The sequence below is a fragment of the Ulvibacter sp. MAR_2010_11 genome, from assembly GCF_002813135.1.
Classification (GTDB): Bacteria; Bacteroidota; Bacteroidia; order Flavobacteriales; family Flavobacteriaceae; genus Altibacter.
In genome coordinates this window covers 1,920,567-1,942,948 of sequence record NZ_PHTY01000001.1, presented here as the reverse complement: position 1 = coordinate 1,942,948, position 22,382 = coordinate 1,920,567, and the positions used below count along the sequence as shown (strand labels likewise).

The window sequence follows — 22,382 nt, the reverse complement described above, 5'->3', positions numbered from 1 at the left end:
TATATACGCAAAATGGTTTAGGTCTTTCCGCTCGATACGGAAGACCTAAACCTTAAGGTTTGGAACGTTGGGAGCTTACTTAAGCTCAACCTCTGCTCCAGCTTCTTCTAGCTGAGCTTTTAAGGCTTCAGCTTCGTCTTTAGACACACCTTCTTTCATTGGTGAAGGAGCGTTATCTACTAAATCTTTAGCTTCTTTAAGACCAAGACCGGTAAGTTCTTTTACAAGTTTTACAACTGCCAATTTAGATGCACCGGCTGCTTTAAGAATTACGTCGAATTCAGACTTTTCTTCAGCGGCTTCTCCACCAGCAGCAGCACCACCAGCGGCAACAGCTACAGCTGCAGCAGCAGGCTCGATACCGTACTCATCTTTTAATATAGTTGCTAATTCGTTAACTTCTTTTACTGTTAAGTTAACTAATTTTTCTGCGAAATCTTTTAAATCTGCCATTTTCTATCGTTTTAATAATTTTGAATTTATATTATAATTTTTATTAGTGCTTAATTTATTAACCTTCTCTTTCAGACAAGGTTTTTACAATACCTGCGATGGTTCCACCTCCAGATTTTAATGCTGAAATAACATTTTTAGCAGGAGACTGAAGTAATCCAATAATATCTCCAATAAGCTCTTCTTTCGACTTGATGTTCACCAAATTATCTAATTGGTCATCTCCTACATAAATCGCTTCTTCTATAAATGCTCCTTTTAGTAAAGGTCTATCAGATTTTTTTCTGAATTCTTTAATAACTTTCGCCGGTGCATTACCTGTTTCAGAAAACATAATAGAAGTATTTCCAGTAAGGATTCCGGTTAATTCACCGAATTCTTTATCGGAAGCTATCATTGCTTTCGAAAGTAATGTGTTCTTAACAACTTCTAGTTTTACCCCTGCCTTAAAACAAGCACGACGTAAATTTGAAGTGTTTCCTGCATCCAATCCTGAAATATCTGCTAAATAGATAATAGGATTTTCAGACAACTGCGCAGTTAAATTTTCAATTACTTGTGATTTTTCTTCTCTTGTCATAATCTCTAAATTTTACTGTTCAGTAAACCTTTTGGTGTCAATCTGCACACTAGGACTCATGGTACTAGACATATAGATACTTTTAATATACACACCTTTAGCTGCCTGAGGCTTCAGTTTCACTAGGGTTGTTAATAATTCTTTTGCGTTTCCTGCAATTTTTTCGGCATCGAAAGATGCTTTTCCAATTGCTGCGTGTACAATACCGGTCTTATCCACTTTAAAATCGATTTTACCAGCTTTTACATCAGAAACAGCCTTAGCAACGTCCATTGTTACAGTACCAGTCTTTGGGTTTGGCATAAGACCACGAGGTCCTAATACACGTCCTAATGGACCTAATTTACCCATCACACTTGGCATTGTTACAATTACGTCAACATCTGTCCAACCTCCTTTAATTTTATCGAGGTACTCGTCTAATCCAACATAATCTGCTCCGGCTTCTTTAGCCTCAGCCTCCTTATCGGGAGTTACTAAAGCCAATACCTTTACATCTTTACCTGTACCATGTGGTAAGGTTACTACACCTCTAACCATTTGGTTTGCTTTCCTTGGGTCTACGTTAAGACGAACCGCAAGGTCTACAGAGGCATCGAAATTTACATTGGAAATTTCCTTTATTAAAGCGGAAGCTTCAGCTACAGTATAGGTTCTAGCCTCTACTTTAGCGTTCGTTTCTTTTTGCTTTTTTGTTAATCTTGCCATTTTATAGATTCTTTTTCTTGATTAAAAAGGTGCAGCACCTTTTATTTTCACTCCCATTGATCTCGCAGTACCTGCTACCATTTTCATGGCAGACTCAATGGTAAATGCATTTAAATCGGGCATTTTGTCTTCTGCGATCGTTTTTACCTGATCCCAAGAGATAGTAGCTACCTTATTAATGTGTGGCTCGCCAGAACCTTTTTTTGCTTTGGCGGCTTCAAGAATCTGTACTGCAGCAGGTGGGGTCTTAATAACAAAGTCGAAAGACTTGTCTTTATACACCGTAATCTGTACTGGAAGTACTTTTCCTTGTTTGTCCTGAGTTCTAGCATTAAATTGCTTACAGAACTCCATAATGTTCACACCGGCAGCACCTAAAGCTGGTCCAACTGGTGGCGACGGGTTAGCGGCACCTCCACGAACTTGCAACTTTACTACTTTACCTACTTCTTTTGCCATTTTCTAATTTTTAATGTGGTTTTTTCTATAGTGGAAGCCAAAGAAATTACCTATTATATAGCGTGTAACAATTAAACTTTTTCAACTTGCATATAGCTTAATTCTAATGGAGTTTTTCTTCCGAAAATTTTCACCATTACCTCAAGCTTACGCTTTTCTTCATTTATTTTTTCGACCGTGCCGTTAAATCCGTTAAACGGACCATCGATTACTTTTACCGTTTCTCCAATTACGAATGGGATGTTTACGTTATCATCTTTTACAGATAACTCATCTACCTTTCCTAACATTCTATTCACCTCAGCCTGACGCAACGGTACAGGGTCTCCGCCTTTGGTTTCACCCAAAAAGCCTATTACCCCGTTAATTGATTTTATAATGTGTGGAATTTCACCCGCCAAACTCGCTTGGATCATAATATATCCCGGAAAGTAAACACGTTCTTTATGAACTTTCTTCCCATTGCGAATTTGAATCACTTTTTCGGTTGGAACCAGGACCTGATCAATGTAATCTTCTAAACTCAATCGTTTGATTTCAGTTTCGATATACGACTTGATCTTGTTTTCCTGCCCACTAACCGAACGGACTACGTACCACTTTTTTGTACTTTTTGTTTCAGTCATTCTATTTACGACTTGATCCATTCAAAATATAAGCTTATCAACTTGCTAAATACGGTATCCACACCCCATACCGCCAAAGCAAGTAGTAAGGAGAATACTGCCACAATAACCGTAAGACGTTGGGCTTCTGCCCAAGGAGTCCATGTTACATGGTTTTTTAGTTCGCTATAAGATTCTTTAATATAATCTACCATTTCTATTAGGTATTAATGCTTTATTTTGCACACTTCGACTACGCTCAGTGTAAACTTGTTGCGAGACTTCCTTCGACTTCCCGCCAGAATGAATCTGTCGGGCTGGCGCTCAGGATAAACCCCGCCTGAACTGTCGGGAAGGTTCTCGTCCTCATGGCTTTTGTTTTTTCAGAAGCACTTTGCTTCAAACAAAACTTTTCATTCTTTGCACGGGTTGCGAGACTCGAACTCACGACACCTGGTTTTGGAGACCAGTGCTCTACCAACTGAGCTAAACCCGTTTACTTTTCCGGATCACCCACAAAACCTATGCTATTCGCTCAGCCCTGCCTGCCGGCAGGCAGGTAAACCCCGTTATAAAAGTCAAGGCGTTCCGAAAAATCGGAACACCTTTACCTTTTTATTAATTGACTTTGTTTAGTCTAAAATTTCAGTTACCTGACCGGCTCCTACTGTTCTACCACCCTCACGGATTGCAAAACGAAGACCCACATTCATTGCGATCTTTTGGATCAATTCAACGTGGATTGTCAAGTTATCACCAGGCATTACCATTTCAACTCCATCAGGAAGACTAATGTTTCCTGTTACGTCGGTTGTACGAACGTAGAACTGCGGACGGTAGTTATTGTGAAATGGAGTGTGACGTCCACCTTCTTCTTTTTTCAAAACGTACACCTCAGCTTTAAACTTAGCGTGTGGAGTTACAGATCCCGGCTTAACAATTACCATACCTCTAGAGATTTGAGTTTTCTCAATACCTCTTAAAAGGATACCTGCGTTATCTCCTGCCTCACCTCTATCAAGGATCTGACGGAACATTTCGATACCGGTAATAGTTGAAGTTAATTTCTCAGCTCCCATTCCAATAATCTCTACAGGATCTCCGGTGTTAGCAACACCAGTCTCAATACGACCTGTTGCTACTGTACCACGTCCAGTAATAGAGAATACATCTTCGATAGGCATCAAGAAAGGCTTGTCGATTTCACGCAAAGGCTCTTCGATCCAAGTATCTACAGCTTCCATTAATTGTAATACTGTATCAACCCATTTTTGCTCACCGTTTAATGCACCAAGTGCAGAACCAGCGATTACAGGACCATTATCACCATCATATTCGTAGAATGAAAGAAGGTCTCTGATTTCCATCTCAACCAATTCCAAAAGCTCCTCATCATCAACCATATCCACTTTGTTCATGAATACAACAATACGAGGAATACCTACCTGGCGTCCAAGAAGGATGTGCTCACGTGTTTGTGGCATAGGACCATCTGTAGCAGCAACCACAAGGATAGCTCCGTCCATCTGTGCAGCACCGGTAACCATGTTCTTTACGTAATCCGCGTGACCTGGACAGTCAACGTGTGCGTAGTGACGATTAGCTGTTTGGTACTCTACGTGTGAAGAGTTAATTGTAATACCTCTTTCTTTTTCTTCAGGAGCGTTGTCAATTTGATCAAAAGATCTTGCTTCTGAATAACCAGCATCTGCCATTACTTTAGTAATCGCAGCAGTTAAAGTTGTTTTCCCGTGATCTACGTGCCCAATTGTACCTACATTTAAGTGAGGTTTAGCCCGATCGTATGTTGCTTTTGCCATTTTGTATTAATTTAATCTTAGTTATATAAAAGTGTTCAATTTTGTACTGTGTTGAGCCAATGATGAGATTTGAACTCATGACCTCTTCCTTACCAAGGAAACGCTCTACCCCTGAGCTACACCGGCGTTTCATTTACGATTGCCGATATTGAGATTTACGATTTGAAAGTCGTACATCGTAGCTCGTAAATTTTTTAGAGCGGGAGACCGGGTTCGAACCGGCGACATTCAGCTTGGAAGGCTGACGCTCTACCAACTGAGCTACTCCCGCTTATCTTTCTGAATAAATCAGAATAGTATTTCAATATTTCAAAGCGAATTACCTCATTAATAGGATAATTCTATTCAGTATTTCTTTCAGGATTACTCACTGTCGTTCGTGATCCTTTCAAGGTAACTTTGCTCAGTGTTTCTTTCAGGATTACTCACTGTCGTTCGTGATCCTTTCAAGGTAACCCTGAACAAACATTTTTTACATAGCCTTTCAAAAGCGAGCTTTTGACGTCCGCTTCTTTAAAATTTATGTGGGGAGAGCAGGATTCGAACCTGCGAAGACGTAGTCAGCAGATTTACAGTCTGCCCTCGTTGGCCGCTTGAGTATCTCCCCTTAACCATTGTTTTTACAAAGAACTTCTCTTTTTCAAAGAGCCGATGGAGGGACTCCCTTCGACTTCCCGCCAGAATGACTCTGTCGGGCTGGCGCTCAGGATAAACTTCTCGTCCCTTTTCAATTAAACAATAACCAATGTTATCATACAATCTTCCTAAGCAATTTCTCTTTTTCAAAGAGCCGATGGAGGGACTCGAACCCACGACCTGCTGATTACAAATCAGCTGCTCTAGCCAGCTGAGCTACATCGGCCTTTTTGGCTTTTTCAGCTAAAAAAATCAGCATAAAAAAGTCCGCTATTTCTAACGGACTGCAAATGTATATAAATTATTTTTTCTAAAAAACTTTTTTTGAAAAATTATCTCAGAAATGAGCTCTTTGTTTTTGTTTGCGTTTTTTAAGCTGTCTTTCCAGAGATTGAACACATTCATCGGTTCCTATTTCGAAGGTTCTAGCCTCCTTTTTCACCATCAATTCGTCTCCCGGAATACTCACCAAAATTTCAACTACTTTATTCTGCTTTTCACTTGTCTTTTGAACTTTCAAAAACACATCGGCAAATACAATTTTATCATAAAACTGCTCCAGTTTATTTAATCTTCTTTCAATGAAACCAATCAATTTATCATCGGCCGCAAAATTCGGGGTTTGCACATTTACTTTCATACGCATTAGATTTACGGTTAAAATTATTTCGTGTTACGTGGATGCGAGTTTTTATAAACCTGTTTTAATTGCGCTATACTATTATGAGTATAGACTTGAGTGGAGGCTAAACTCGAATGCCCCAGCAGTTCCTTAACTGCGTTTAAATCTGCTCCCTCATTTAAAAGGTGAGTCGCAAAAGAATGTCGTAGTATATGCGGACTCTTTTTCACTTTTTCTGAGGCTTTACTAAAATAGGAATTAATAATTCGGTAAACAAGGTTTTCGTATATTTTAATTCCTTTGGCTGAAAGGAATAAATAAGGTGTATCCACTATAATTTTCAACTCATTTCGAAGCTTTAAATAAACTTCAATTGTTTTTACGACCGAAGGTAGTAAAGGGAGAATGCGCTCCTTGTTTCGTTTTCCCAAAACCTTGATGGTATTCTGACTTAAGGAAACATCATTTAACTTCAAATTTACCAACTCGGCGCGACGTATTCCTGTAGAATAAAACAATTCGACTATCAGTTTATTTCGCACTCCTTTAAAATCTTCTGCCTCTTCAAACAAATCCAGCACATTTTCTATTTCTTTTTCTGAAAAAGGCACTTGTAACTTCGTGCTTGTTTTTAATGCCTTGTGCTTCGCCAACGGATTGACTTCAATCTGTTTGGTCTTCAGCAAAAATTTGTAATAGGTTTTTAATGAAGAAATTTTCCGATTAATACTTCGGTTTGTGATTCCCGAATCGACCAGGGAAACTATCCAACTTCTAATCACCGAATAATTAATCTCCTTAATCGATTTGTAATCGTACCCCGCAACAGCAAATTCTAAAAAATTTTCCAAATCTCTCTTATATGCGGTAACAGTGTGTACCGAATAATTTTTTTCTAAAGAAAGATAATCTATGAACTCCTTAAAAAGCATGCAGTAGGCTAAAGGTTAAAAGTTAAAGGTACAAATTTGCGCTAGTTGAACCCATAAAAAAATCCGTTAGAAAAATTTCCAACGGATTTTTATGTTTGAAAGGAACAGAATACTAGATTTCTTCTGCGTCTCTTAGTCCTTGAATATATTGTGCTTTTTGAATTTGCGCTCTGCGTTCTACTGAAGGCTTGCTGAAAGCTTGTCGCTTACGTAACTGGCGCATTGTTCCTGTACGGTCAAATTTACGCTTAAATCTCTTTAGCGCTCTGTCGATATTTTCTCCGTCTTTTACTGGTATTATTAACATAGGGTCATCACCTCCTCTCTTTAGGACGGCAAAGATAATAAGATTTTAGATTTTAGATGTAAGATTTGGAATTTTTTTTAATTGAAAATCGTAAATCGCAATTCGTAAATCCGTTTTACTGTTTAAACAAAGAAGCTCGCTGGCTTAAATCGTGAATTAGTTTCTCTTCCTCTTCACTTTCCAATAACACATTGTACTTTTTCCAGAACTCTTTGTTATAAGGTCTCACCAAGAAAATATCTTCAGACCAGTCCTTTTTTAGTTCCAGATCTATCAGCTCCTGATCGCGGATAATTTCGGTAAACAAAATTTCCTGAACGGTATAATAAAATTGTTGCTCTCTGTCTGAACGAAGTTCACTCTCCTCCTTTTTGTCTTTGTCTGAAGACCTGTCCCCTACATTCACTAACTTGGGAGTTTCGTAATAGAAATAGTTGGGATACATCTTACCGTCGTATTCTATGTAGGTTATGATAAGTTTGTGATTTACCTGAGTATCGAACAATGACTTACTTCTGCTTTTTTGGGCAGGGGAAGCCGCCACCAGCTCATACTCAATTTTCTTAAAAGCGTAATTGTCCCAATAAATATAGAGCCAGCCGTTTGCGTTGTAGCCGTCGTTATAAATGTTTTTAGTGTTAAGACCTATATAATCCTTTCCCTTTGTGATTTTTATCTTATAGAGTTTTCTGCCATCGTCAACGAGTACGGTGTCCAATTCAAATTGGTGTTTCTCCAGTATGTTTTCTCCAAATAGTGCGTTCTTCATATTAGAATTCCGCACCAAATTTAATCTGCCCATAAAAAGATTGTCCAGACCATTTACCCTACCGTCATTCCATTTTATCGCTTCGATTAGAGCATCCTTTTTTACCGTGTTCCTACTTAGATCTCTGGGTTTTATATTTTTACTTTTTAAGTATGCAGAGAACGCAAACAAACTATCTACATCCCGCAAATCGTAACTCTTTCTTGTCTCATCGATATTGAGTTTAAGATTATCTTCTGCTCCCGAAGCAAAACTGGAATCGTATAATGTGAGGGCACTTTCAATAAGCCATTTGTATTCTTTTTTGTTGCGCTCTTTATGTCGTAAAAACCCCTTTTGAAGATAGGGTTGTTCGGGTAAATTTTGTGGTAATTTTTTTAATGCCTTCAGTACAATCTCATTCCCTGTCGTAGGTCTGGGGTCTGAAATAAGGACTACTTCATCTAACGATGCAATATCCTCTTCCAAAAATATTTCCCCTGATGTGTCAAAATCTGATATCGCGGTTACAAAACTTTTATATCCAATAGATGATATAACCAACGTATCCTTCACTCGTTCGTCCGGAATTAACAAAACAAATTTACCGTCTACATTGCTAACAGTACCCACAGTAGTATTTTTAATATAGATACTGGCACTTTCAATGGGCTCATACGTAGCGAAATCGGTAATCTTACCCTTTAACTCTGTTTGAGCAACAGCATTTAAACAACTCAATCCAATAAGTAAACCGAAAAAATATTTTAAAAAAGAATGCTTCATCTATTGTAGTTATATAATGATCGCACACTTCTTATTTGGAAGTTGCGCTTCAGACTTAATGTATCACTCTAGGTAGCCTTTTTATACTTCTTACCGTCAATCACCATCTTCGCAATAATCTCTCGTAATATCTCTGAAGTACCTCCACCTATAGGCCCTAATCTGCTATCACGCAATAATCGCGCCAACGGGTAGTCTTCCATATAACCATAACCGCCCAATAACTGAAGGCAGTCGTACATCACCTCGTCGGCAACCTTGGTCGAAATTAATTTAGACATGGAAGCCTCCTTAACTACATATTCACCATCATTTAATCGCTTGGCGGTAACATAATTGAAGGTTTTACACACTTCTACCTCACTGCTCAACTGCGCAACTCTGTGTCGTAATGCCTGAAATTTTGAGATACTTTTCCCAAAGGCCATTCTGTCTTTCATATATTGAATGGTATAATCGAGTGCGAATTCACTTCGGGCATGGGCATTGATTCCCATAATAAGTCGTTCCAACGCAAAATGCTGCATGATGTATGGAAAACCCTGATTCTCTTCTCCCATCAAATTTCCGGCTGGAATCACAACATTGTCAAATGCAATTTCGCCGGTATCACTGGCCCGCCATCCTAATTTGTCAAGCTTTGTTGAAGAAATACCCGGAGTTTCTCGGTCTATTACAAAAATACTGATTCCTTTATTCCCCAGTTCGGGTGCTGTTTTTGCAGCAACAATTAGATAGTCGCTGTATACACCATTCGTAATAAAGGTCTTTGACCCATTAATTACATAGGTATCTCCTTTCTTTACAGCTGTACTGCGCATCCCTGATACATCACTTCCGCCAAAGGGTTCGGTAACACAAAGACATCCAATTTTTTCACCGTTGATGCTCGGCGTTAGATATTTTTGTTTCTGCTCTTGATTTCCTTCCTTGTTTAAATGCGTCATGGCTAAATACGCATGCGCCCACATAGCCGCAGCAAAACCACCGGAGTTTACTTTTTGTAATTCTTCCAAAAATATCACGGTGTAAAACAAATCGAGTTGCATCCCGCCATAGGCTTCAGGGTAGTTGATTCCGAAGTAGCCCATCTCTCCAAATTTTTTCCAGATAAATCGTTCTATATGACCGGTTTTCTCCCACTTTTCAATATGTGGAACGACCTCTTTCTGCAAAAAATCCTGAAAGCTTTTTCTGAAAAAATCGTGCTCTTCTGTAAAATACATGCTGCTCATAAACATTTATGGAATTAGGGATATTACGAATGAAGTAATTTTTTACTTAATGGACAAATATAATTGAATTAACTCTAATTTATAAGCAGACATTCCTTCAATTTCCCTTAACTCTGAAAAGTTGTTGATGGTTTCACGAAGCGTTCTATATTCCCAGATCTGTTTAGCCAACTCAAAAGAGACTCCCGGGATGGTCGCAATATCTGAAGCCGTTGCCGTATTAAGATCCATCTTCTCAATAGCCTTTGGAGTTTTTACTGTAAATTGTTGTAAACATCGTTGCACTACCGTTCCATTCAGCCCCCAAACTCCGTATAACTGAATATCACTTGTAAATCCGTTTAATGTAGATCGAAAAGCCACAATTCGTTTGCTCAACGTTTCCCCTATCCCCGGGACTTCCTGAAGCTGGGCTTCGGTGGCGAGATTTAGATCGATTTTTTGTGCATAGGATTTTTCTAAAGTATATTTTTTATATGAATTACTTGGCACTCTGGAATTGGTTACCCAATCGGGGAATTTAAAATAGGGTTTAATGGCATTCAGCAAAGAATCGGAAACCTGTGTGACTCGTTTAAAATCGGCAGCCGAATTTATCCATTGGTCCATATCTCTAAATAGCTTCAATCTGTCAAATTCTTCGGGAGACATTCCCAATGTATAGGCCTTGTAGTCTGATATAAAGTTAGGGTTGAAAGAGTATTGTTTTGGCTTCCGGGAAGCAATTTCCGCTGTGCGCAACGAATCGATTTGTTTTTGCACGGCTTGAATTTCGGGAGATGAAATATCCAGTAATTCATCTTCAGAAAAAGGAATGAAAAAATACACTCCCAAGAGCACCAAGATTACCAGCGTTAAAAGCAAAATCCCACCTTGTTGTTGTTTGTTAAACACAAGATGGGATTTAAAATTTTTCATAACTCTCCGTTTAGCCCGGGGAGTTCTTTTGCTGTTTTTTAATTATCGGTAATTGCTTCTCGTTTCAGTTTGATAGCATCCAGATACCTCTTAAGTTGTTTTTTAACTACAGGGAATAAGAAGAACAATCCAACCATGTTAGGGAAGATCATTGCAAAAATCATCGCATCGGAGAAATCCCAAATCGATCTCATATTTGCAGCTGCTCCAATCACAACAAACAATAAAAATAATAGCTTATAGACTAAATCGGCTCTTTTACCCCTTCCGAAGAGATATTTCCATGATTGGAGGCCGTAGTACGACCAGGAAATCATTGTCGACACCGCAAATAAGAATACTGCTACTGTTAAAAATATATTGGAATAGGGTATAAACTCGGCGAAAGCAACAGAGGTAATCCCGGCTCCTTCATAAGACACTCCATCTATAATAGCCACTCCTTGTCCGGTAATATCTCCATATTCAAAAAAGCCTCCGAAGTTAAAAATTATAATTACTAGCGCTGTCATGGTACAAATAACAACAGTATCTATAAAAGGCTCCAATAGAGCAACCAAACCTTCGCTTGCAGAATATTTTGTACGTACCGCAGAGTGAGCAATAGAAGCCGATCCTGCTCCTGCTTCGTTTGAGAAAGCTGCACGTTTAAATCCTACTAACAATACTCCAATAATACCACCCACGCCAATTGCTTTAGGGTTAAAGGCTTCAGTAAAAATAAGGTTAATGGCATCATCAATCAGTCCAAAATTGCTGAAAATAATATACAAACACGCCACTACGTACAAAATTGCCATAAAGGGAACTACCTTTTCGGTTACGGAGGCGATACGCTTGATACCGCCAATAATAATAATACCTACCAAAATAGCAATGACTACTCCAATCCAAAAACCGGCTGCTGCACTTTCTAGGTTAAATAATTCCTTCAAAACGATGGTTGCCTGATTGGATTGTGCTGCATTTCCACCTCCAAAAGAGCCTCCAATACAAAAGATCGCAAATAAAACTGCAGTAATCTTTCCTAAAGTGGCAAATCCTTTTTCCTTCAGACCTTTACTTAGGTAATACATGGGGCCTCCATAAACAGTACCATCGGGTCCAACATCTCTATATTGTACCCCTAAGGTACATTCCACAAATTTTGTTGACATACCTAAAAGACCACAAACAATCATCCAAAAAGTTGCACCCGGTCCTCCCAGGGCAATGGCCAGCGCAACACCGGCGATGTTACCATTTCCTACAGTACCTGAAACAGCAGTTGCCAAGGCTTGAAAGTGACTCACCTCCCCGGCAGAGCTTTCATCCCTAATAGTATCTCGTATGTCGCCATCTATGGCTAATTCGTCCGAAAGGGACTCGACATGTTCGGTAATATCATCTACTTTGTTCAGATCTATACCCTGAGAGATGCCTCCTTCTCCGTAGAGAATTTTAGCACCGTGAGCTTCGATGTCTTCATATTTTCCACGAACCGTCTGAATTGCCCGCCAGAAATATCTAAAATTGGGAAACCCAAAATATATTGTAAAAAACAAGGCACTAACCACCAATAATATTAGTACAAAAGGTGTCCCTCCATACACTTCAAAGAATATAACATTGGAAAAGAAATTGGAAACAGGCGCAAAAGCCTGATTTATTTGTTCATCAATTCCAACTTCTTCTGCTTCTTGAGCAAATGTTAAAAGAGGACTTAATGTAGAAAACAACAGGAGAAGATATTTCTTCATAATTGAGGGTTTAGTGAAACGATTTTTTTTCAGCTAAGCAAGATGCTAAAAAAAACTAGCGAATTCAAATTTTTGAGCTCCTATTTGTTAACGAAAGCTTAAACATTATAGAATTGCTTTAATCGGTCAATCTGATTTGGACGCCCAATGAGTATTAATTTCGAATTCTTTTTAACGACCATCGACGGTTCTGGATTTACAATATACTCTCCTCCCGGTGATTTATACCCAATTATGGAACAACCTGTTTTGTTTCGAACGTCCAGTTGGATAATGGATTGTTCCTCCCCATTGGGACACATTTTCTCGAACGAGATTTGCTCCACATTCATGCTATCCTGCGCTCCTGAAACCGATAAATTATCCAGAAATTCAACCAAATCAGGAATTACTACCAGAGATGCCATGTGGTCGCCTCCTATTCTATCGGGCATAATCACATTGTCTGCACCTGCAAGTTTTAATTTTTTATAACTGGTTTCTTCGGTGGCGCGGCTTATTATTTTTAAATCCCTTTTTATTTGTCTTGCCGAAAGCACAATAAAGAGGTTATCTGCATCGCTTGGTAAGGCGCAAATTAAACTGGAGGCCCTCTCAATACCTGCCTGTTCTAAAACTTCGTCTTCATTGGCATTACCATTAATAAACAGCATTTTTTCATCCGAATACCGTTCCACTACCTCCTCATTTTTTTCAATAATAACAAAGGGCTTTTGGTAGTTTAATAATTTATGAGCGGCTTGTTTACCATTTCTTCCATAACCACATATTATTATATGATTTTGTAAAGCATCTATTTTCTTTTGCACACGTTTAATTTTTAAAGCTTTAAGGTTACTTCTACTTAATATATATTCTGAAATTACCGATATGGCGTATCCAACAATAAAGATACTCGAAAGAATAAAAACAGAAGTCGCCAATTTTTCCATTGGACTTAACGGCCTTACTTCACCATATCCAACTGTAGTGATCGTAATAATCGTCATGTACAAGGCATCAATCCATGTATAACCGGACATGAATTTATATCCACTTACCCCTGCCAAAAAAACAATGATAAGCAGAAACAACGCCCATAAAATTTTAGATTGGAATATTTTATTCATAAGTCAAAAACTGAAGTTCGCTTGGTAAACACCAGGTCTTTTAACTTCAGCAAAAAAGCAAGTGTTAAATAGATGGCAAATCCCACTCCCATTGTGGCAAAAGACACATAAATAAAAAACAATCGTACACTTTTGGCGCGCATTCCCAAACGGTCTGCCAACCGGGAGCTCACATAAAAACCCCGCTTTTCCAGATAGTGTCTTATTTTGTAGATTAATTGAAGCATTGGTGCAAATTAACATTTTTAACCGAATATTATAAATATAACTAAGATCCCTTTAAAATACTGTTCCCCACTGCACACTCTAAACAACGTTTCACATTGCAGTAGTTATTTTTGAGCTGAAGTAGTGCCTGACTTTGCATCGCATTTCCGGATGTAAAACCCAAAGTGCTAAATTTTGAGATTATCGAGTTTTTTTCTGAAGCAATTTCGGATGCCAGTTGCAGTATTGCTTCACAATTATTTTTGCCGAGATAGTTCGCATAGCAAAATTGAAAGGGAATAATGGTGTTAATTACTATCAAATCGATACAACTTTTGGTAAGAACCTTACTGTTTTTTTTTGAAGTCACTCCGAAATTATAATGGGTATCCCAATATGAGGAAGCCGAAATATTGAAAATGGTATAAATAGCGCTCAAATTGTTTGCTGAAATAATTTCTGAAAACAGCTTGCGCCTACTACCATACAGCATAGCCAATTGCGATAACCGAAGCGTAGGAAAATTAGAAGGACGAAGTCTGAAGAATTTGGGAGCGATCACACCCTCATTCGACACCTTGAATTTGTTTTTGAGAAACCTGTATTTTCTCTGAAGCTCACTCGAATATTCATCAGCACAATCTCCCTCCAGCAATCCGGCCTGTCCCAAAAGTAATGCTTCCAGCTCAACCGATTTTGAAGCTACTTTTTGAATAATTGAAAAATCGATGGAGCCTGCCAAACTTAAAAAAGCTTCGCCGTTTACTGAAAGTCCGAAGTTTTTACACAACATCCTGAAGAGCAAAGCCTCCCAATGATTGTGGAGTGATTTCAATTGTGTTTGTATTATTTGAGCCTTCAGCTCTAAACGTTCCACATACAAGCGTTCCAACCAGTTTTGGAGTAAAAAAGTGTCTACTTTCGGGAATTCATTTTCACAATTAATCCATCTCAACTCTTTCGAAAACAGTTTATGATAGGCTGTAAGCGTGCTTTTCTCTACACAATTTTTTAGCTGAAGTGTGGGAATAACGGTGTTGTTTTGTCTAAACACCTCAGCGTCGTGCTCCCAAACCACATGTAGAATCACCGAATCGTATGCAGGATCGCTTTCATGACTGTGCTGATACCAATGGGAAGCGTTGATATGAATTTCAACATTACCATTCCACAACACATCACCAATTGCAATCTGCGCATTAAAAAAATCGGGGCCGGAATTCAAATTGTGCATTCCGGGCTTTAAAACTTTAATAGTTTCACCATGAACAGTGCTTAACTCCCGGGTGTCAAATTTTTGAAACTTCCATACGTAGTGCAGGAAATCTTCTTTCATAACTAAAAAATTAACGGGGAGTTCGTAGGATTAAAAGATTCTTACGCGACTTAATCGGGTTTGGGCGGCTTCCCTTTTTGCGGGGTGTCCGTTTCCGGTTCAACCGATTCGGAAATAGTATCGGAAAACAATATCCGGTTCCATTTGTACAACCTTCTATTCAGTAAGATAAAGCGAAAAATACCAACGGCCAGAAACAAAACACATACTACCAAGGCAACATATCCCAACCAATGAATATTTTGAAAGTCGTTGAGCTGCAAAAGCGCCAATCCACCAAGTAATAGATACAAGGAGGCCCTAATATACGCCAATAAGGTGCGTTCGTTGGCCAATTTGGTCCGCTCCAAAGCCAAAATTTCGTTTGTATTTACGGGAACCGGCTTGGTTCTGAAAAATCTGAAAAGTTGTTTGACGTTGCGTTTCATTTACCTATAAAAATAAAAAATCCTGCTTAGAAAAGCAGGATTTATGTGTATTATATTTTGAGTTCCTTATTCCAGATACCCCATTTTTTTCATCCAGTCGTTGTTAAACATTTTCCCGACATATCTGCTTCCATGATCATGAAATAATACTACCACTACATCGTCTTTGGTAAAATGTTCTTTTAACTGAAGCAGTCCTTTCATCGCCGCGCCTGCCGAATTCCCTAAAAACATCCCTTCTTCCTTAGCTAGCTTTTGAGTGTAAATCGCCGCATCCTTATCGGTTACTTTTGTAAAACCGTCTATAATACTGAAATCTACGTTTTTTGGCAGAATGTCTTCTCCAATCCCTTCGGTGACGTAGGGATAGATTTCCTTTTCATCGAAAATTCCTGTTTCGTGGTATTTTTTAAAGACACTGCCGTAGGTATCGATGCCCCATATTTTTATATTGGGATTCTGTTCCTTTAAGTATTTTCCAACACCACTCACAGTTCCGCCGGTTCCTACTCCTACTACAAAGTGCGTAACCTTCCCGTCGGTTTGTTTCCAGATTTCGGGACCGGTACTTTCGTAATGTGCTTTGGCGTTGCTGGGATTGTCATACTGATTCACATACCAGCTGTTGGGAGTTTCTTCGGCAAGACGTTTGGAGGTAGAATAGTACGAGCGCGGATCGGTTGGTTCTACATCGGTTGGGCAAATAACAACTTCGCTTCCTACAGCACGCAGAATATCCATTTTCTCCTTGCTTTGTTTGTCGCTAATTACGCAAACCATCTTGTAGCCTTTCACAATCGCTGCCAGGGCCAATCCCATACCGGTATTTCCACTGGTGCCTTCAATAATAGTTCCTCCCGGTTTTAGGCGTCCGTCGGCTTCGGCATCTTCGATCATTTTAACCGCCATACGGTCTTTGGTTGAATTTCCGGGGTTAAAAGTCTCGTATTTGGCAAGGACCAAAGCAGGAATTTCTTCGGCGAGTTTGTTGATTTTCACCAAGGGTGTATTCCCGATAGTACCTAATATATTTTCTGCGTATTCCATTTGTAATTTTTAGCGCTGCAAAGGTAGGATTTAGGCTTGTATGCTGCAAGGATTTTTGCGTTAGGGATTGAGGCATTGTTGGAGCTCTCCCGAAGTATTGAGGGAAGCGACTGCCGAAAGCGCGACCGGGGGTTGCGAATGGGTGACTTCGACTTCCTTTCCGGTGTCGCTTCGGCTACGCTCAGCGACCTAATAAAATAATAACTTGGTGGTTGAGCGGAGCTGAAATCACTTTTCAGCAACCCGAGGGAACGCCCTTTTAATCGAAGCGAATGGCTTTGACCGGGGAAATTTTGGCGATGATGTACGATGGAATCAGGAGCATTAGTAAACACAGGAGAAACGTGCCCAGATTTAAGGCGAGAATGTAGCCTATATTGAGATATACCGGGGCTTCTGTGACATAGTAAGTATCCGGATCCAGCGGAAAGAGCTTAAATTGTTGTTGGGCGACCAGTAAACCGATTCCGATAAGATTTCCCCAGAATAGGCCCACGCCAATAAGATACATGGCATTGTAAATAAATACTTTCCGAACGCTCCAATCGCTACTTCCCAGTGCTTTTAAAATCCCAATCATTTGCGTACGCTCCAAAATTAGCACCAGCAAGGCGGTAATCATGTTGATGCCTGCGACCAAAATCATGATGCCAATGATGAGCGCGATATTGAAATCGAACAAGTCCAACCATTCAAAAATAGATCCGTATTTATCACGAATGGTAAGTGTATCCAAGGTGCTGAAGGTTTCGTTATACACAGCATTCCCAATAGGCACCAGCTCGTCAAAATCGGATACAAACAATTCGAAGGCCCCAATTTGGTCTTCTTCCCAATTGTTAAGACGTTGAATATGCCGAATATCGGCAATGAGAAATTGCTCATCGAACTGCTGAAAGCCGCTGTTATAAATTCCTGAAATCGTAAAACCACGGCTTCGCGGAGCTTTCGTACTATCATCGTTTAAAAAGAAGGTAATAATTTTATCGCCTAAGGCGAGTTGCAGTCGGTTGGCGAGAAAGGAAGAAATTAGAATGTTGGAGTTAAGATCTTCGGTATAATCGGGCAAGGTCCCTTCTACCAAAAAATCATTAAAATAGGTCCAGTCGTAGTCGGTGCCTACTCCTTTTACGACCACGCCTTCAAAATCGGTTTCGGTGCGAATTACACCCCCTTTGGAAGCAGTTATCTGTACGTGTTTTATCCCCTCTACATTTTTAAATTCCGGGTAAAAATCCTGATTTTTTGAAATGGGAATCTGCGAATCGTCGGACGCATTGGTGTCGAAATTGGTAATAATGATGTCGCCGTTAAAGGCCGAAACTTTTTCCCGTATCTTTTTCTGAAGCCCAATGCCCGTAGCTATTGAGATAAGCATCATAATAATACCCAACGCGATGGCAGTAATGGCAATTTTTATAATTGGTGCCGAAATACTACTTTTATAATCCTTGGACGCAATGATGCGACGGGCGATGAAAAATTCGAAATTCACGGGTTATAATATGCGATTATCTTTTGTCAAAAATACATTTTTCTTAGTGAAACTGGAGTTTAAAAAACTGAAAGGTTCAGTGAATTTAAAACCCTTGGTTCAACTAACCCCGTTTACTTACGGCGGCTCTACCGGCAAGGTGGTTTTTATAAGAATAATTGCGGTTTTATTTTTTATCGCACCTTGTTTTTCGTGTGGAAGTCAGAATAAAGAAAGTAACAATTATGCTTCGGGTGACATTGTGATAAAGGATACGGTTGCACTTGACAAAGCAGCTATTTCTGAAGAAATTGCACTAGGTGCTTATCAGCCCGATCTCTATCTTCCTTTACTGAAGGGTAAAAAAGTAGGAATTGTCGCCAACCCTACTTCTATGCTCATTAAAAAAGACAAGCGACTTCATTTGGTTGATTTCCTGGTTGTTGAAGGAATTTCGATACAAAAAGTTTTCGCTCCTGAACACGGATTTCGGGGAACGGCCGATGCGGGTGAATTTGTAAAGGACGGAGTAGATACCAAAACCGGGTTGCCAATTATTTCACTCTACGGAAGCAATAAAAAACTTCCAGTTTCTCAACTTGAAGGGATTGAAGTAATGGTGTTCGATATTCAGGATGTGGGCGTCCGTTTTTACACCTATATTTCGACCTTACACTATGTGATGGAGGCCTGTGCGAAGGCTGAAATTCCGCTGATAATCTTGGACAGACCCAATCCCAACGGACACTATATAGACGGCCCCATGATGGAACCCGAGCACACAAGCTTTTTAGGAATGCATCCCGTTCCCTTAGTACATGGGATGACCATTGGGGAATACGCACAAATGATTAACGGGCAGGGCTGGCTAGCCAATAAAATGCAATGTGAACTTAGGGTGATAAAAATGTTGCATTACAACCATCAGACACCATATTCCCTACCCGTTCGGCCTTCACCCAATCTTCCCAACGATGTGTCGATAAATTTGTATCCCAGTCTCGGACTTCTGGAAGGAACCAATCTCAACGCCGGTCGCGGTACCGAAATGCAGTTTCAAATTTTGGGATCACCCTATCTACCGAAGGAAAAATACCCCTATTCGTATGTTCCGGAGCCTAATTTCGGCTCAAAAAGCCCAAAATTCAATGGTGAAACCTGCAACGGAATCGACTTGAGAGAAACCCCAAGGATGAGTAGAATTGACCTCACCTGGATTATCGATGCTTATAACAATTACAAAAAGAAAGAAGACTTTTTCAACACCAAAAATTTTACCACACACGCCGGAACAGCGGTATTGCAGCAACAAATAGAGCAAGGGTTTACTTTTCGGGACATCAGGAAAACCTGGCTTAAAGATTTAAAAGCCTACGATGCCATGCGAGAAAAATATTTGTTATACGAGCGTTAGTCTAAAGCGGTAACCGCTTCTTCATTTCTTCCACAATATTAAAAGCGGCCGGGCAAATTGCCACATTTTTTAAGGTAAGGTTGGAAATTTGCTGAAATTTCTTTCTATCGGTATGTGGAAACTCTCTGCAGGCCTTGGGACGCACCTCGTAGATGCTGCAATAATTATCGGCTCCCAAAAAGGTACAGGGAACCGATTGCAATACATAGTCGTTATCCTCGTCAACTCGTAAATAGGTTTCAATAAATTGTTGTGGTTTTTGCCTGAAATGCTTCGAAATACGTTCTATGTCTTTGTCGGTGAACAATGGACCGGTCGTTTTACAACAGTTGGCACAGCTAAGGCAGTCGGTACGTTGAAACTCTGCTTCATGCAATTCGACCATAAGTGTGTCTAACTGCTTGGGCGGTTTTTTCTTTAGCTTCGCGAAGAACTTTTTGTTCTCGTTATGCGTATCTTTAGCGCGTTGCGGCAGCTGTTTCAGGATGTTTTCCATGGATCAAAATTAATCAAAAGGAATTATCAATCAATACTAAAAGTATACAAACTCACTAATTCGCTAATTCGTTGATTGTTGATTTGTTGAGTCGTTGCTTTGTTTGAAACATATTATTATAATGAAAGATATTTTAGGTAGTGCCTTATTAGACTATTATCAAGGAAACAATGCCGAGGATATAATCACTGAAACCAATATCAGTGAAGAAGACGTGTTGCCCTTATCGTATTTTTTTCGGGGTTTTGCTGAAATGCCTGCGTTGGAACAGAAAGCGTTGGAGCTTAGCTTCGGAAAGGTACTCGATGTAGGTTGTGGTGCAGGAAGTCATTCGCTATATCTTCAGAAAAAGGGTCTGGAGGTATCGTCCATCGATATTTCTGAAGGGGCTGTGGAAGTGTGTAAGCTTCGGGGTGTGAAAAATGTAAAAAAGCAAGCGCTTCTGGAAGTAAAAAACCAAACTTTCGACACCATACTAGTATTGATGAACGGAACGGGCATCTTTCAGAATCTGGAAAACGTTTCGAAATACCTTCAGCATTTAAAGTCGTTATTAGCCGTAAACGGACAGATTTTAATCGATTCGAGCGATTTGCAGTATATGTACGATGAAGGCGAAGACGGCGGAATCTGGATTCCCGGCGATAGCTACTACGGCGAACTGGAATTTAGTATGAAATACAAGGGAGAAAGCAGTGAAGTTTTTGAGTGGTTGTATTTGGATGAGCGAATTTTTGAAGAGGCTTGTCTCTCCAACAGTTTAAATTTTGAAATCGTAGCCCGGGGAGAAAATTTCGATTATCTCGCCAGACTTACTGTTGTGTAGTAAATCCTGCCTTTACCAATAGGCTCATTTTAGCAGCAAAGAGATCTCTGCTCCAATGCTCCGAAATATCGGCTATATCTATAGCTAAAGCCTCTTGTTTTTCTTCTATTTTCTTAGCTATATCGCTTTCAAAAAAAGCAGCTATAGCTTCGCTCTCGTCCGAAGAAAGGGGTGCATCCTTTGAAAGCATTTTTTGAGCTGCTTCGGTGTTGTAAAAAGTTGTCATTTTTGAAATATCTTCTCGCGTAAAATGTTTTCTGTATGCAAATGACAGAAAGGCAATGGCCTCTTCCACACTTTTTTCTTTATCACTTTGCATATCGATCCAAAATGCATCAGGGACGGAGGCCGAATTGAATTGTTTCTTTAAGATAGTAAATATACCGTCATACGCTTCTCTGTATTGATCTGTAGTTCCATTGGATTTGAGATATGTTATAACTTCTTCCTGAAAGGCATCAACTTGGGCCGAAGTTGAAAAACAAAACACTAAAAAAAGCGTTAAAAACAAGAATCTCATTTTCATAATGTTCGATTATAGGTTATGTTTGCTAAAAATACATAATAATAAAATGAAGTGCCCCTATATAAAATCATTGATTATACTACTCGCGATTGTAACGATTGCCGCTTGTAAAAAAGATGATGGAGATAATCCAACGACCGATCCTAAGGCAGAAAACAGAAAAGCATTGGGAACCTCGGCTGAGGATATTTTATCGGAAGATATCTATACGAAACTTACCGTAGAAATAGTATATTCAGGAGGATTTAGACCCACCGACGCCACTATTGTCGGGCTTCAAAACTTTTTAAACCAACGAGTTAATAAGCCGGAAGGAATTAGTATAAATGAAACTTTTATTGATGCTCCCGCAGGAGCGCCCTTTACCATTGAAGAAATTCGCGCCATCGAAGAAGAACACAGGACAATTTACACTGTGGATAATTCAATTGCTATATACATCTTTTTCGCCAATGGCTCTAACGCCGGGGATACCAGCACCACAGTGACTTTGGGCTCTGCCTATCGCAATACCTCCATCGTAGTTTATGAAAAAACTATTAGAGATTTGGCGAATAATAGTGCCAATATTGATCTTACCGAGCTTGAATTAAGCACATTAACACATGAGTTTGGGCATATTTTTGGCTTGGTGAATATTCAAAGTGACGATATTCATACAAGTCATGAAGACACCGCGCATTTAAAACATTGCATGGTAGAAGACTGTTTAATGTATTTTGAAAGCACAAACGGCTTATTATTGGTAGAATTGCTGGAAAACAGAAGACCGGTACCCGGTTTTGATCCATTGTGTATTGCCGATCTACAGGCTAAGGGAGGAAAGTAGGTGAAGGCTATAAGCTGTAAGCAAAAATAAAAAATTCACAACTCACTTTTCACCCTGCACGCTTCACCGTTCACTGCTCACTCTTCACTGGTTGGAATTTGGAATTTAAATAACCAATTCCCTTTTCGCTATTGCCTTTTCA

General features: G+C 39.5%; 26 protein-coding genes and 5 tRNA genes. 4 read left to right on the top strand and 27 right to left on the bottom strand.

The features are described 5' to 3' along the window. Positions 1 to 75 precede the first annotated feature (75 nt). From rplL to ATE92_RS08880, 24 genes are all read right to left on the bottom strand, one after another. A complete protein-coding gene (gene rplL / locus ATE92_RS08995; protein WP_100803385.1) occupies positions 76 to 453 on the bottom strand; it encodes a 50S ribosomal protein L7/L12 in 378 nt (125 codons plus the stop codon). A gap of 58 nt (positions 454 to 511) precedes the next feature. Further along, positions 512 to 1,033 (bottom strand): 50S ribosomal protein L10, encoded by a 522-nt coding sequence (gene rplJ / locus ATE92_RS08990; protein ID WP_100803384.1) that lies wholly within the window; start codon positions 1,031 to 1,033, stop codon positions 512 to 514. Positions 1,034 to 1,045: 12 nt separating this feature from the next. Then, complete coding sequence (rplA, locus tag ATE92_RS08985) at positions 1,046 to 1,741, bottom strand: 50S ribosomal protein L1 (RefSeq protein WP_100803383.1); 696 nt, start codon at positions 1,739 to 1,741, stop codon at positions 1,046 to 1,048. 21 nt (positions 1,742 to 1,762) lie between these two features. Beyond that, positions 1,763 to 2,200 carry a 50S ribosomal protein L11 gene (rplK, locus tag ATE92_RS08980; protein ID WP_100803382.1) on the bottom strand — a complete coding sequence of 146 codons (438 nt, stop codon included), beginning with the start codon at positions 2,198 to 2,200 and terminating at the stop codon, positions 1,763 to 1,765. 71 nt (positions 2,201 to 2,271) lie between these two features. Beyond that, complete coding sequence (gene nusG / locus ATE92_RS08975; RefSeq protein WP_100803381.1) at positions 2,272 to 2,826, bottom strand: transcription termination/antitermination protein NusG; 555 nt, start codon at positions 2,824 to 2,826, stop codon at positions 2,272 to 2,274. Between the two features lie 5 nt (positions 2,827 to 2,831). Further along, positions 2,832 to 3,020, bottom strand: a complete 189-nt coding sequence (gene secE, locus ATE92_RS08970) for a preprotein translocase subunit SecE (RefSeq protein ID WP_100803380.1) — start codon at positions 3,018 to 3,020, stop codon at positions 2,832 to 2,834. 208 nt (positions 3,021 to 3,228) lie between these two features. Further along, positions 3,229 to 3,301 (bottom strand) — tRNA-Trp (locus ATE92_RS08965). Between the two features lie 136 nt (positions 3,302 to 3,437). Beyond that, a complete protein-coding gene (gene tuf / locus ATE92_RS08960) occupies positions 3,438 to 4,625 on the bottom strand; it encodes an elongation factor Tu (protein WP_100803379.1) in 1,188 nt (395 codons plus the stop codon). Positions 4,626 to 4,679: 54 nt separating this feature from the next. Continuing rightward, positions 4,680 to 4,751 (bottom strand) — tRNA-Thr (locus ATE92_RS08955). A 72-nt stretch (positions 4,752 to 4,823) separates the two neighbouring features. Beyond that, a tRNA-Gly gene (locus ATE92_RS08950) sits at positions 4,824 to 4,896 on the bottom strand. A 254-nt stretch (positions 4,897 to 5,150) separates the two neighbouring features. Next, positions 5,151 to 5,232 (bottom strand) — tRNA-Tyr (locus ATE92_RS08945). A 181-nt stretch (positions 5,233 to 5,413) separates the two neighbouring features. Then, positions 5,414 to 5,487 (bottom strand) — tRNA-Thr (locus tag ATE92_RS08940). 111 nt (positions 5,488 to 5,598) lie between these two features. Further along, positions 5,599 to 5,901, bottom strand: a complete 303-nt coding sequence (gene hpf, locus ATE92_RS08935) for a ribosome hibernation-promoting factor, HPF/YfiA family (protein WP_100803378.1) — start codon at positions 5,899 to 5,901, stop codon at positions 5,599 to 5,601. A 23-nt stretch (positions 5,902 to 5,924) separates the two neighbouring features. After that, entirely contained in the window at positions 5,925 to 6,815 is an 891-nt protein-coding gene (locus ATE92_RS08930) for a tyrosine-type recombinase/integrase (protein WP_100803377.1), read from the bottom strand. A gap of 112 nt (positions 6,816 to 6,927) precedes the next feature. Then, positions 6,928 to 7,122, bottom strand: a complete 195-nt coding sequence (gene rpsU / locus ATE92_RS08925; protein WP_100803376.1) for a 30S ribosomal protein S21 — start codon at positions 7,120 to 7,122, stop codon at positions 6,928 to 6,930. 115 nt (positions 7,123 to 7,237) lie between these two features. Further along, positions 7,238 to 8,656 (bottom strand): carboxypeptidase-like regulatory domain-containing protein, encoded by a 1,419-nt coding sequence (locus ATE92_RS08920; protein WP_100803375.1) that lies wholly within the window; start codon positions 8,654 to 8,656, stop codon positions 7,238 to 7,240. A 68-nt stretch (positions 8,657 to 8,724) separates the two neighbouring features. Next, on the bottom strand, positions 8,725 to 9,891 hold the full coding sequence (locus ATE92_RS08915) for an acyl-CoA dehydrogenase family protein (protein WP_100804402.1): 1,167 nt from the start codon (positions 9,889 to 9,891) through the stop codon (positions 8,725 to 8,727). Between the two features lie 42 nt (positions 9,892 to 9,933). Continuing rightward, positions 9,934 to 10,809: a helix-hairpin-helix domain-containing protein gene (locus ATE92_RS08910; RefSeq protein WP_100803374.1), complete on the bottom strand. Its 876-nt coding sequence runs from the start codon at positions 10,807 to 10,809 to the stop codon at positions 9,934 to 9,936. Between the two features lie 38 nt (positions 10,810 to 10,847). Beyond that, a complete protein-coding gene (locus tag ATE92_RS08905; RefSeq protein ID WP_100803373.1) occupies positions 10,848 to 12,548 on the bottom strand; it encodes a sodium:alanine symporter family protein in 1,701 nt (566 codons plus the stop codon). Between the two features lie 98 nt (positions 12,549 to 12,646). Further along, positions 12,647 to 13,657: a TrkA family potassium uptake protein gene (locus ATE92_RS08900; RefSeq protein ID WP_100803372.1), complete on the bottom strand. Its 1,011-nt coding sequence runs from the start codon at positions 13,655 to 13,657 to the stop codon at positions 12,647 to 12,649. Next, positions 13,654 to 13,884: a PspC family transcriptional regulator gene (locus tag ATE92_RS08895; protein WP_100803371.1), complete on the bottom strand. Its 231-nt coding sequence runs from the start codon at positions 13,882 to 13,884 to the stop codon at positions 13,654 to 13,656. The genes ATE92_RS08900 and ATE92_RS08895 overlap by 4 nt, the downstream gene beginning before the upstream one ends. 41 nt (positions 13,885 to 13,925) lie before the next feature. Next, complete coding sequence (locus ATE92_RS08890) at positions 13,926 to 15,200, bottom strand: DUF2851 family protein (protein ID WP_100803370.1); 1,275 nt, start codon at positions 15,198 to 15,200, stop codon at positions 13,926 to 13,928. 50 nt (positions 15,201 to 15,250) lie between these two features. Beyond that, a complete protein-coding gene (locus tag ATE92_RS08885) occupies positions 15,251 to 15,628 on the bottom strand; it encodes a DUF202 domain-containing protein (protein WP_100803369.1) in 378 nt (125 codons plus the stop codon). Between the two features lie 66 nt (positions 15,629 to 15,694). Further along, entirely contained in the window at positions 15,695 to 16,675 is a 981-nt protein-coding gene (locus ATE92_RS08880) for a PLP-dependent cysteine synthase family protein (protein WP_100803368.1), read from the bottom strand. A gap of 36 nt (positions 16,676 to 16,711) precedes the next feature. On the opposite strand from ATE92_RS08880, the gene ATE92_RS14030 reads away from it, so the two are divergent. After that, entirely contained in the window at positions 16,712 to 16,876 is a 165-nt protein-coding gene (locus tag ATE92_RS14030) for a hypothetical protein (protein WP_157809599.1), read from the top strand. Positions 16,877 to 16,934: 58 nt separating this feature from the next. On the opposite strand, the gene ATE92_RS08875 is transcribed toward ATE92_RS14030, so the two are convergent. Continuing rightward, positions 16,935 to 18,170 (bottom strand): ABC transporter permease, encoded by a 1,236-nt coding sequence (locus tag ATE92_RS08875; RefSeq protein ID WP_100803367.1) that lies wholly within the window; start codon positions 18,168 to 18,170, stop codon positions 16,935 to 16,937. Between the two features lie 139 nt (positions 18,171 to 18,309). Here ATE92_RS08875 and ATE92_RS08870 point away from each other — a divergent pair, with 139 nt between their 5' ends. Then, entirely contained in the window at positions 18,310 to 19,563 is a 1,254-nt protein-coding gene (locus ATE92_RS08870) for an exo-beta-N-acetylmuramidase NamZ domain-containing protein (RefSeq protein WP_369819735.1), read from the top strand. A gap of 1 nt (position 19,564) precedes the next feature. On the opposite strand, the gene ATE92_RS08865 is transcribed toward ATE92_RS08870, so the two are convergent. Next, positions 19,565 to 20,059 carry a YkgJ family cysteine cluster protein gene (locus ATE92_RS08865; protein WP_100803366.1) on the bottom strand — a complete coding sequence of 165 codons (495 nt, stop codon included), beginning with the start codon at positions 20,057 to 20,059 and terminating at the stop codon, positions 19,565 to 19,567. A 121-nt stretch (positions 20,060 to 20,180) separates the two neighbouring features. Here ATE92_RS08865 and ATE92_RS08860 point away from each other — a divergent pair, with 121 nt between their 5' ends. Beyond that, a complete protein-coding gene (locus ATE92_RS08860; protein ID WP_100803365.1) occupies positions 20,181 to 20,885 on the top strand; it encodes a bifunctional 2-polyprenyl-6-hydroxyphenol methylase/3-demethylubiquinol 3-O-methyltransferase UbiG in 705 nt (234 codons plus the stop codon). Here the strand turns inward: ATE92_RS08860 and ATE92_RS08855 are convergent. Next, positions 20,872 to 21,405 carry a DUF2059 domain-containing protein gene (locus tag ATE92_RS08855; protein WP_232729141.1) on the bottom strand — a complete coding sequence of 178 codons (534 nt, stop codon included), beginning with the start codon at positions 21,403 to 21,405 and terminating at the stop codon, positions 20,872 to 20,874. The genes ATE92_RS08860 and ATE92_RS08855 overlap by 14 nt on opposite strands. A gap of 76 nt (positions 21,406 to 21,481) precedes the next feature. Here ATE92_RS08855 and ATE92_RS08850 point away from each other — a divergent pair, with 76 nt between their 5' ends. Next, positions 21,482 to 22,240 carry a membrane metalloprotease gene (locus ATE92_RS08850; RefSeq protein WP_232729140.1) on the top strand — a complete coding sequence of 253 codons (759 nt, stop codon included), beginning with the start codon at positions 21,482 to 21,484 and terminating at the stop codon, positions 22,238 to 22,240. Positions 22,241 to 22,382: the final 142 nt, after the last annotated feature.

Coding starts and splice junctions, on each gene's coding strand:
- ATE92_RS08900 (WP_100803372.1), bottom strand. CDS start 13,657: ATGAATAAAATATTCCAATCTAAAATTTTATGGGCGTTGTTTCTGCTT.
- ATE92_RS08915 (WP_100804402.1), bottom strand. CDS start 9,891: ATGAGCAGCATGTATTTTACAGAAGAGCACGATTTTTTCAGAAAAAGC.
- rplJ (WP_100803384.1), bottom strand. CDS start 1,033: ATGACAAGAGAAGAAAAATCACAAGTAATTGAAAATTTAACTGCGCAG.
- secE (WP_100803380.1), bottom strand. CDS start 3,020: ATGGTAGATTATATTAAAGAATCTTATAGCGAACTAAAAAACCATGTA.
- rplA (WP_100803383.1), bottom strand. CDS start 1,741: ATGGCAAGATTAACAAAAAAGCAAAAAGAAACGAACGCTAAAGTAGAG.
- ATE92_RS08930 (WP_100803377.1), bottom strand. CDS start 6,815: ATGCTTTTTAAGGAGTTCATAGATTATCTTTCTTTAGAAAAAAATTAT.
- ATE92_RS08895 (WP_100803371.1), bottom strand. CDS start 13,884: ATGCTTCAATTAATCTACAAAATAAGACACTATCTGGAAAAGCGGGGT.
- hpf (WP_100803378.1), bottom strand. CDS start 5,901: ATGAAAGTAAATGTGCAAACCCCGAATTTTGCGGCCGATGATAAATTG.
- rplL (WP_100803385.1), bottom strand. CDS start 453: ATGGCAGATTTAAAAGATTTCGCAGAAAAATTAGTTAACTTAACAGTA.
- ATE92_RS08860 (WP_100803365.1), top strand. CDS start 20,181: ATGAAAGATATTTTAGGTAGTGCCTTATTAGACTATTATCAAGGAAAC.
- ATE92_RS08910 (WP_100803374.1), bottom strand. CDS start 10,809: ATGAAAAATTTTAAATCCCATCTTGTGTTTAACAAACAACAACAAGGT.
- ATE92_RS08905 (WP_100803373.1), bottom strand. CDS start 12,548: ATGAAGAAATATCTTCTCCTGTTGTTTTCTACATTAAGTCCTCTTTTA.
- rplK (WP_100803382.1), bottom strand. CDS start 2,200: ATGGCAAAAGAAGTAGGTAAAGTAGTAAAGTTGCAAGTTCGTGGAGGT.
- ATE92_RS08865 (WP_100803366.1), bottom strand. CDS start 20,059: ATGGAAAACATCCTGAAACAGCTGCCGCAACGCGCTAAAGATACGCAT.
- ATE92_RS08890 (WP_100803370.1), bottom strand. CDS start 15,200: ATGAAAGAAGATTTCCTGCACTACGTATGGAAGTTTCAAAAATTTGAC.
- ATE92_RS08920 (WP_100803375.1), bottom strand. CDS start 8,656: ATGAAGCATTCTTTTTTAAAATATTTTTTCGGTTTACTTATTGGATTG.
- ATE92_RS08880 (WP_100803368.1), bottom strand. CDS start 16,675: ATGGAATACGCAGAAAATATATTAGGTACTATCGGGAATACACCCTTG.
- ATE92_RS08855 (WP_232729141.1), bottom strand. CDS start 21,405: ATGAGATTCTTGTTTTTAACGCTTTTTTTAGTGTTTTGTTTTTCAACT.
- tuf (WP_100803379.1), bottom strand. CDS start 4,625: ATGGCAAAAGCAACATACGATCGGGCTAAACCTCACTTAAATGTAGGT.
- ATE92_RS08885 (WP_100803369.1), bottom strand. CDS start 15,628: ATGAAACGCAACGTCAAACAACTTTTCAGATTTTTCAGAACCAAGCCG.
- rpsU (WP_100803376.1), bottom strand. CDS start 7,122: ATGTTAATAATACCAGTAAAAGACGGAGAAAATATCGACAGAGCGCTA.
- nusG (WP_100803381.1), bottom strand. CDS start 2,826: ATGACTGAAACAAAAAGTACAAAAAAGTGGTACGTAGTCCGTTCGGTT.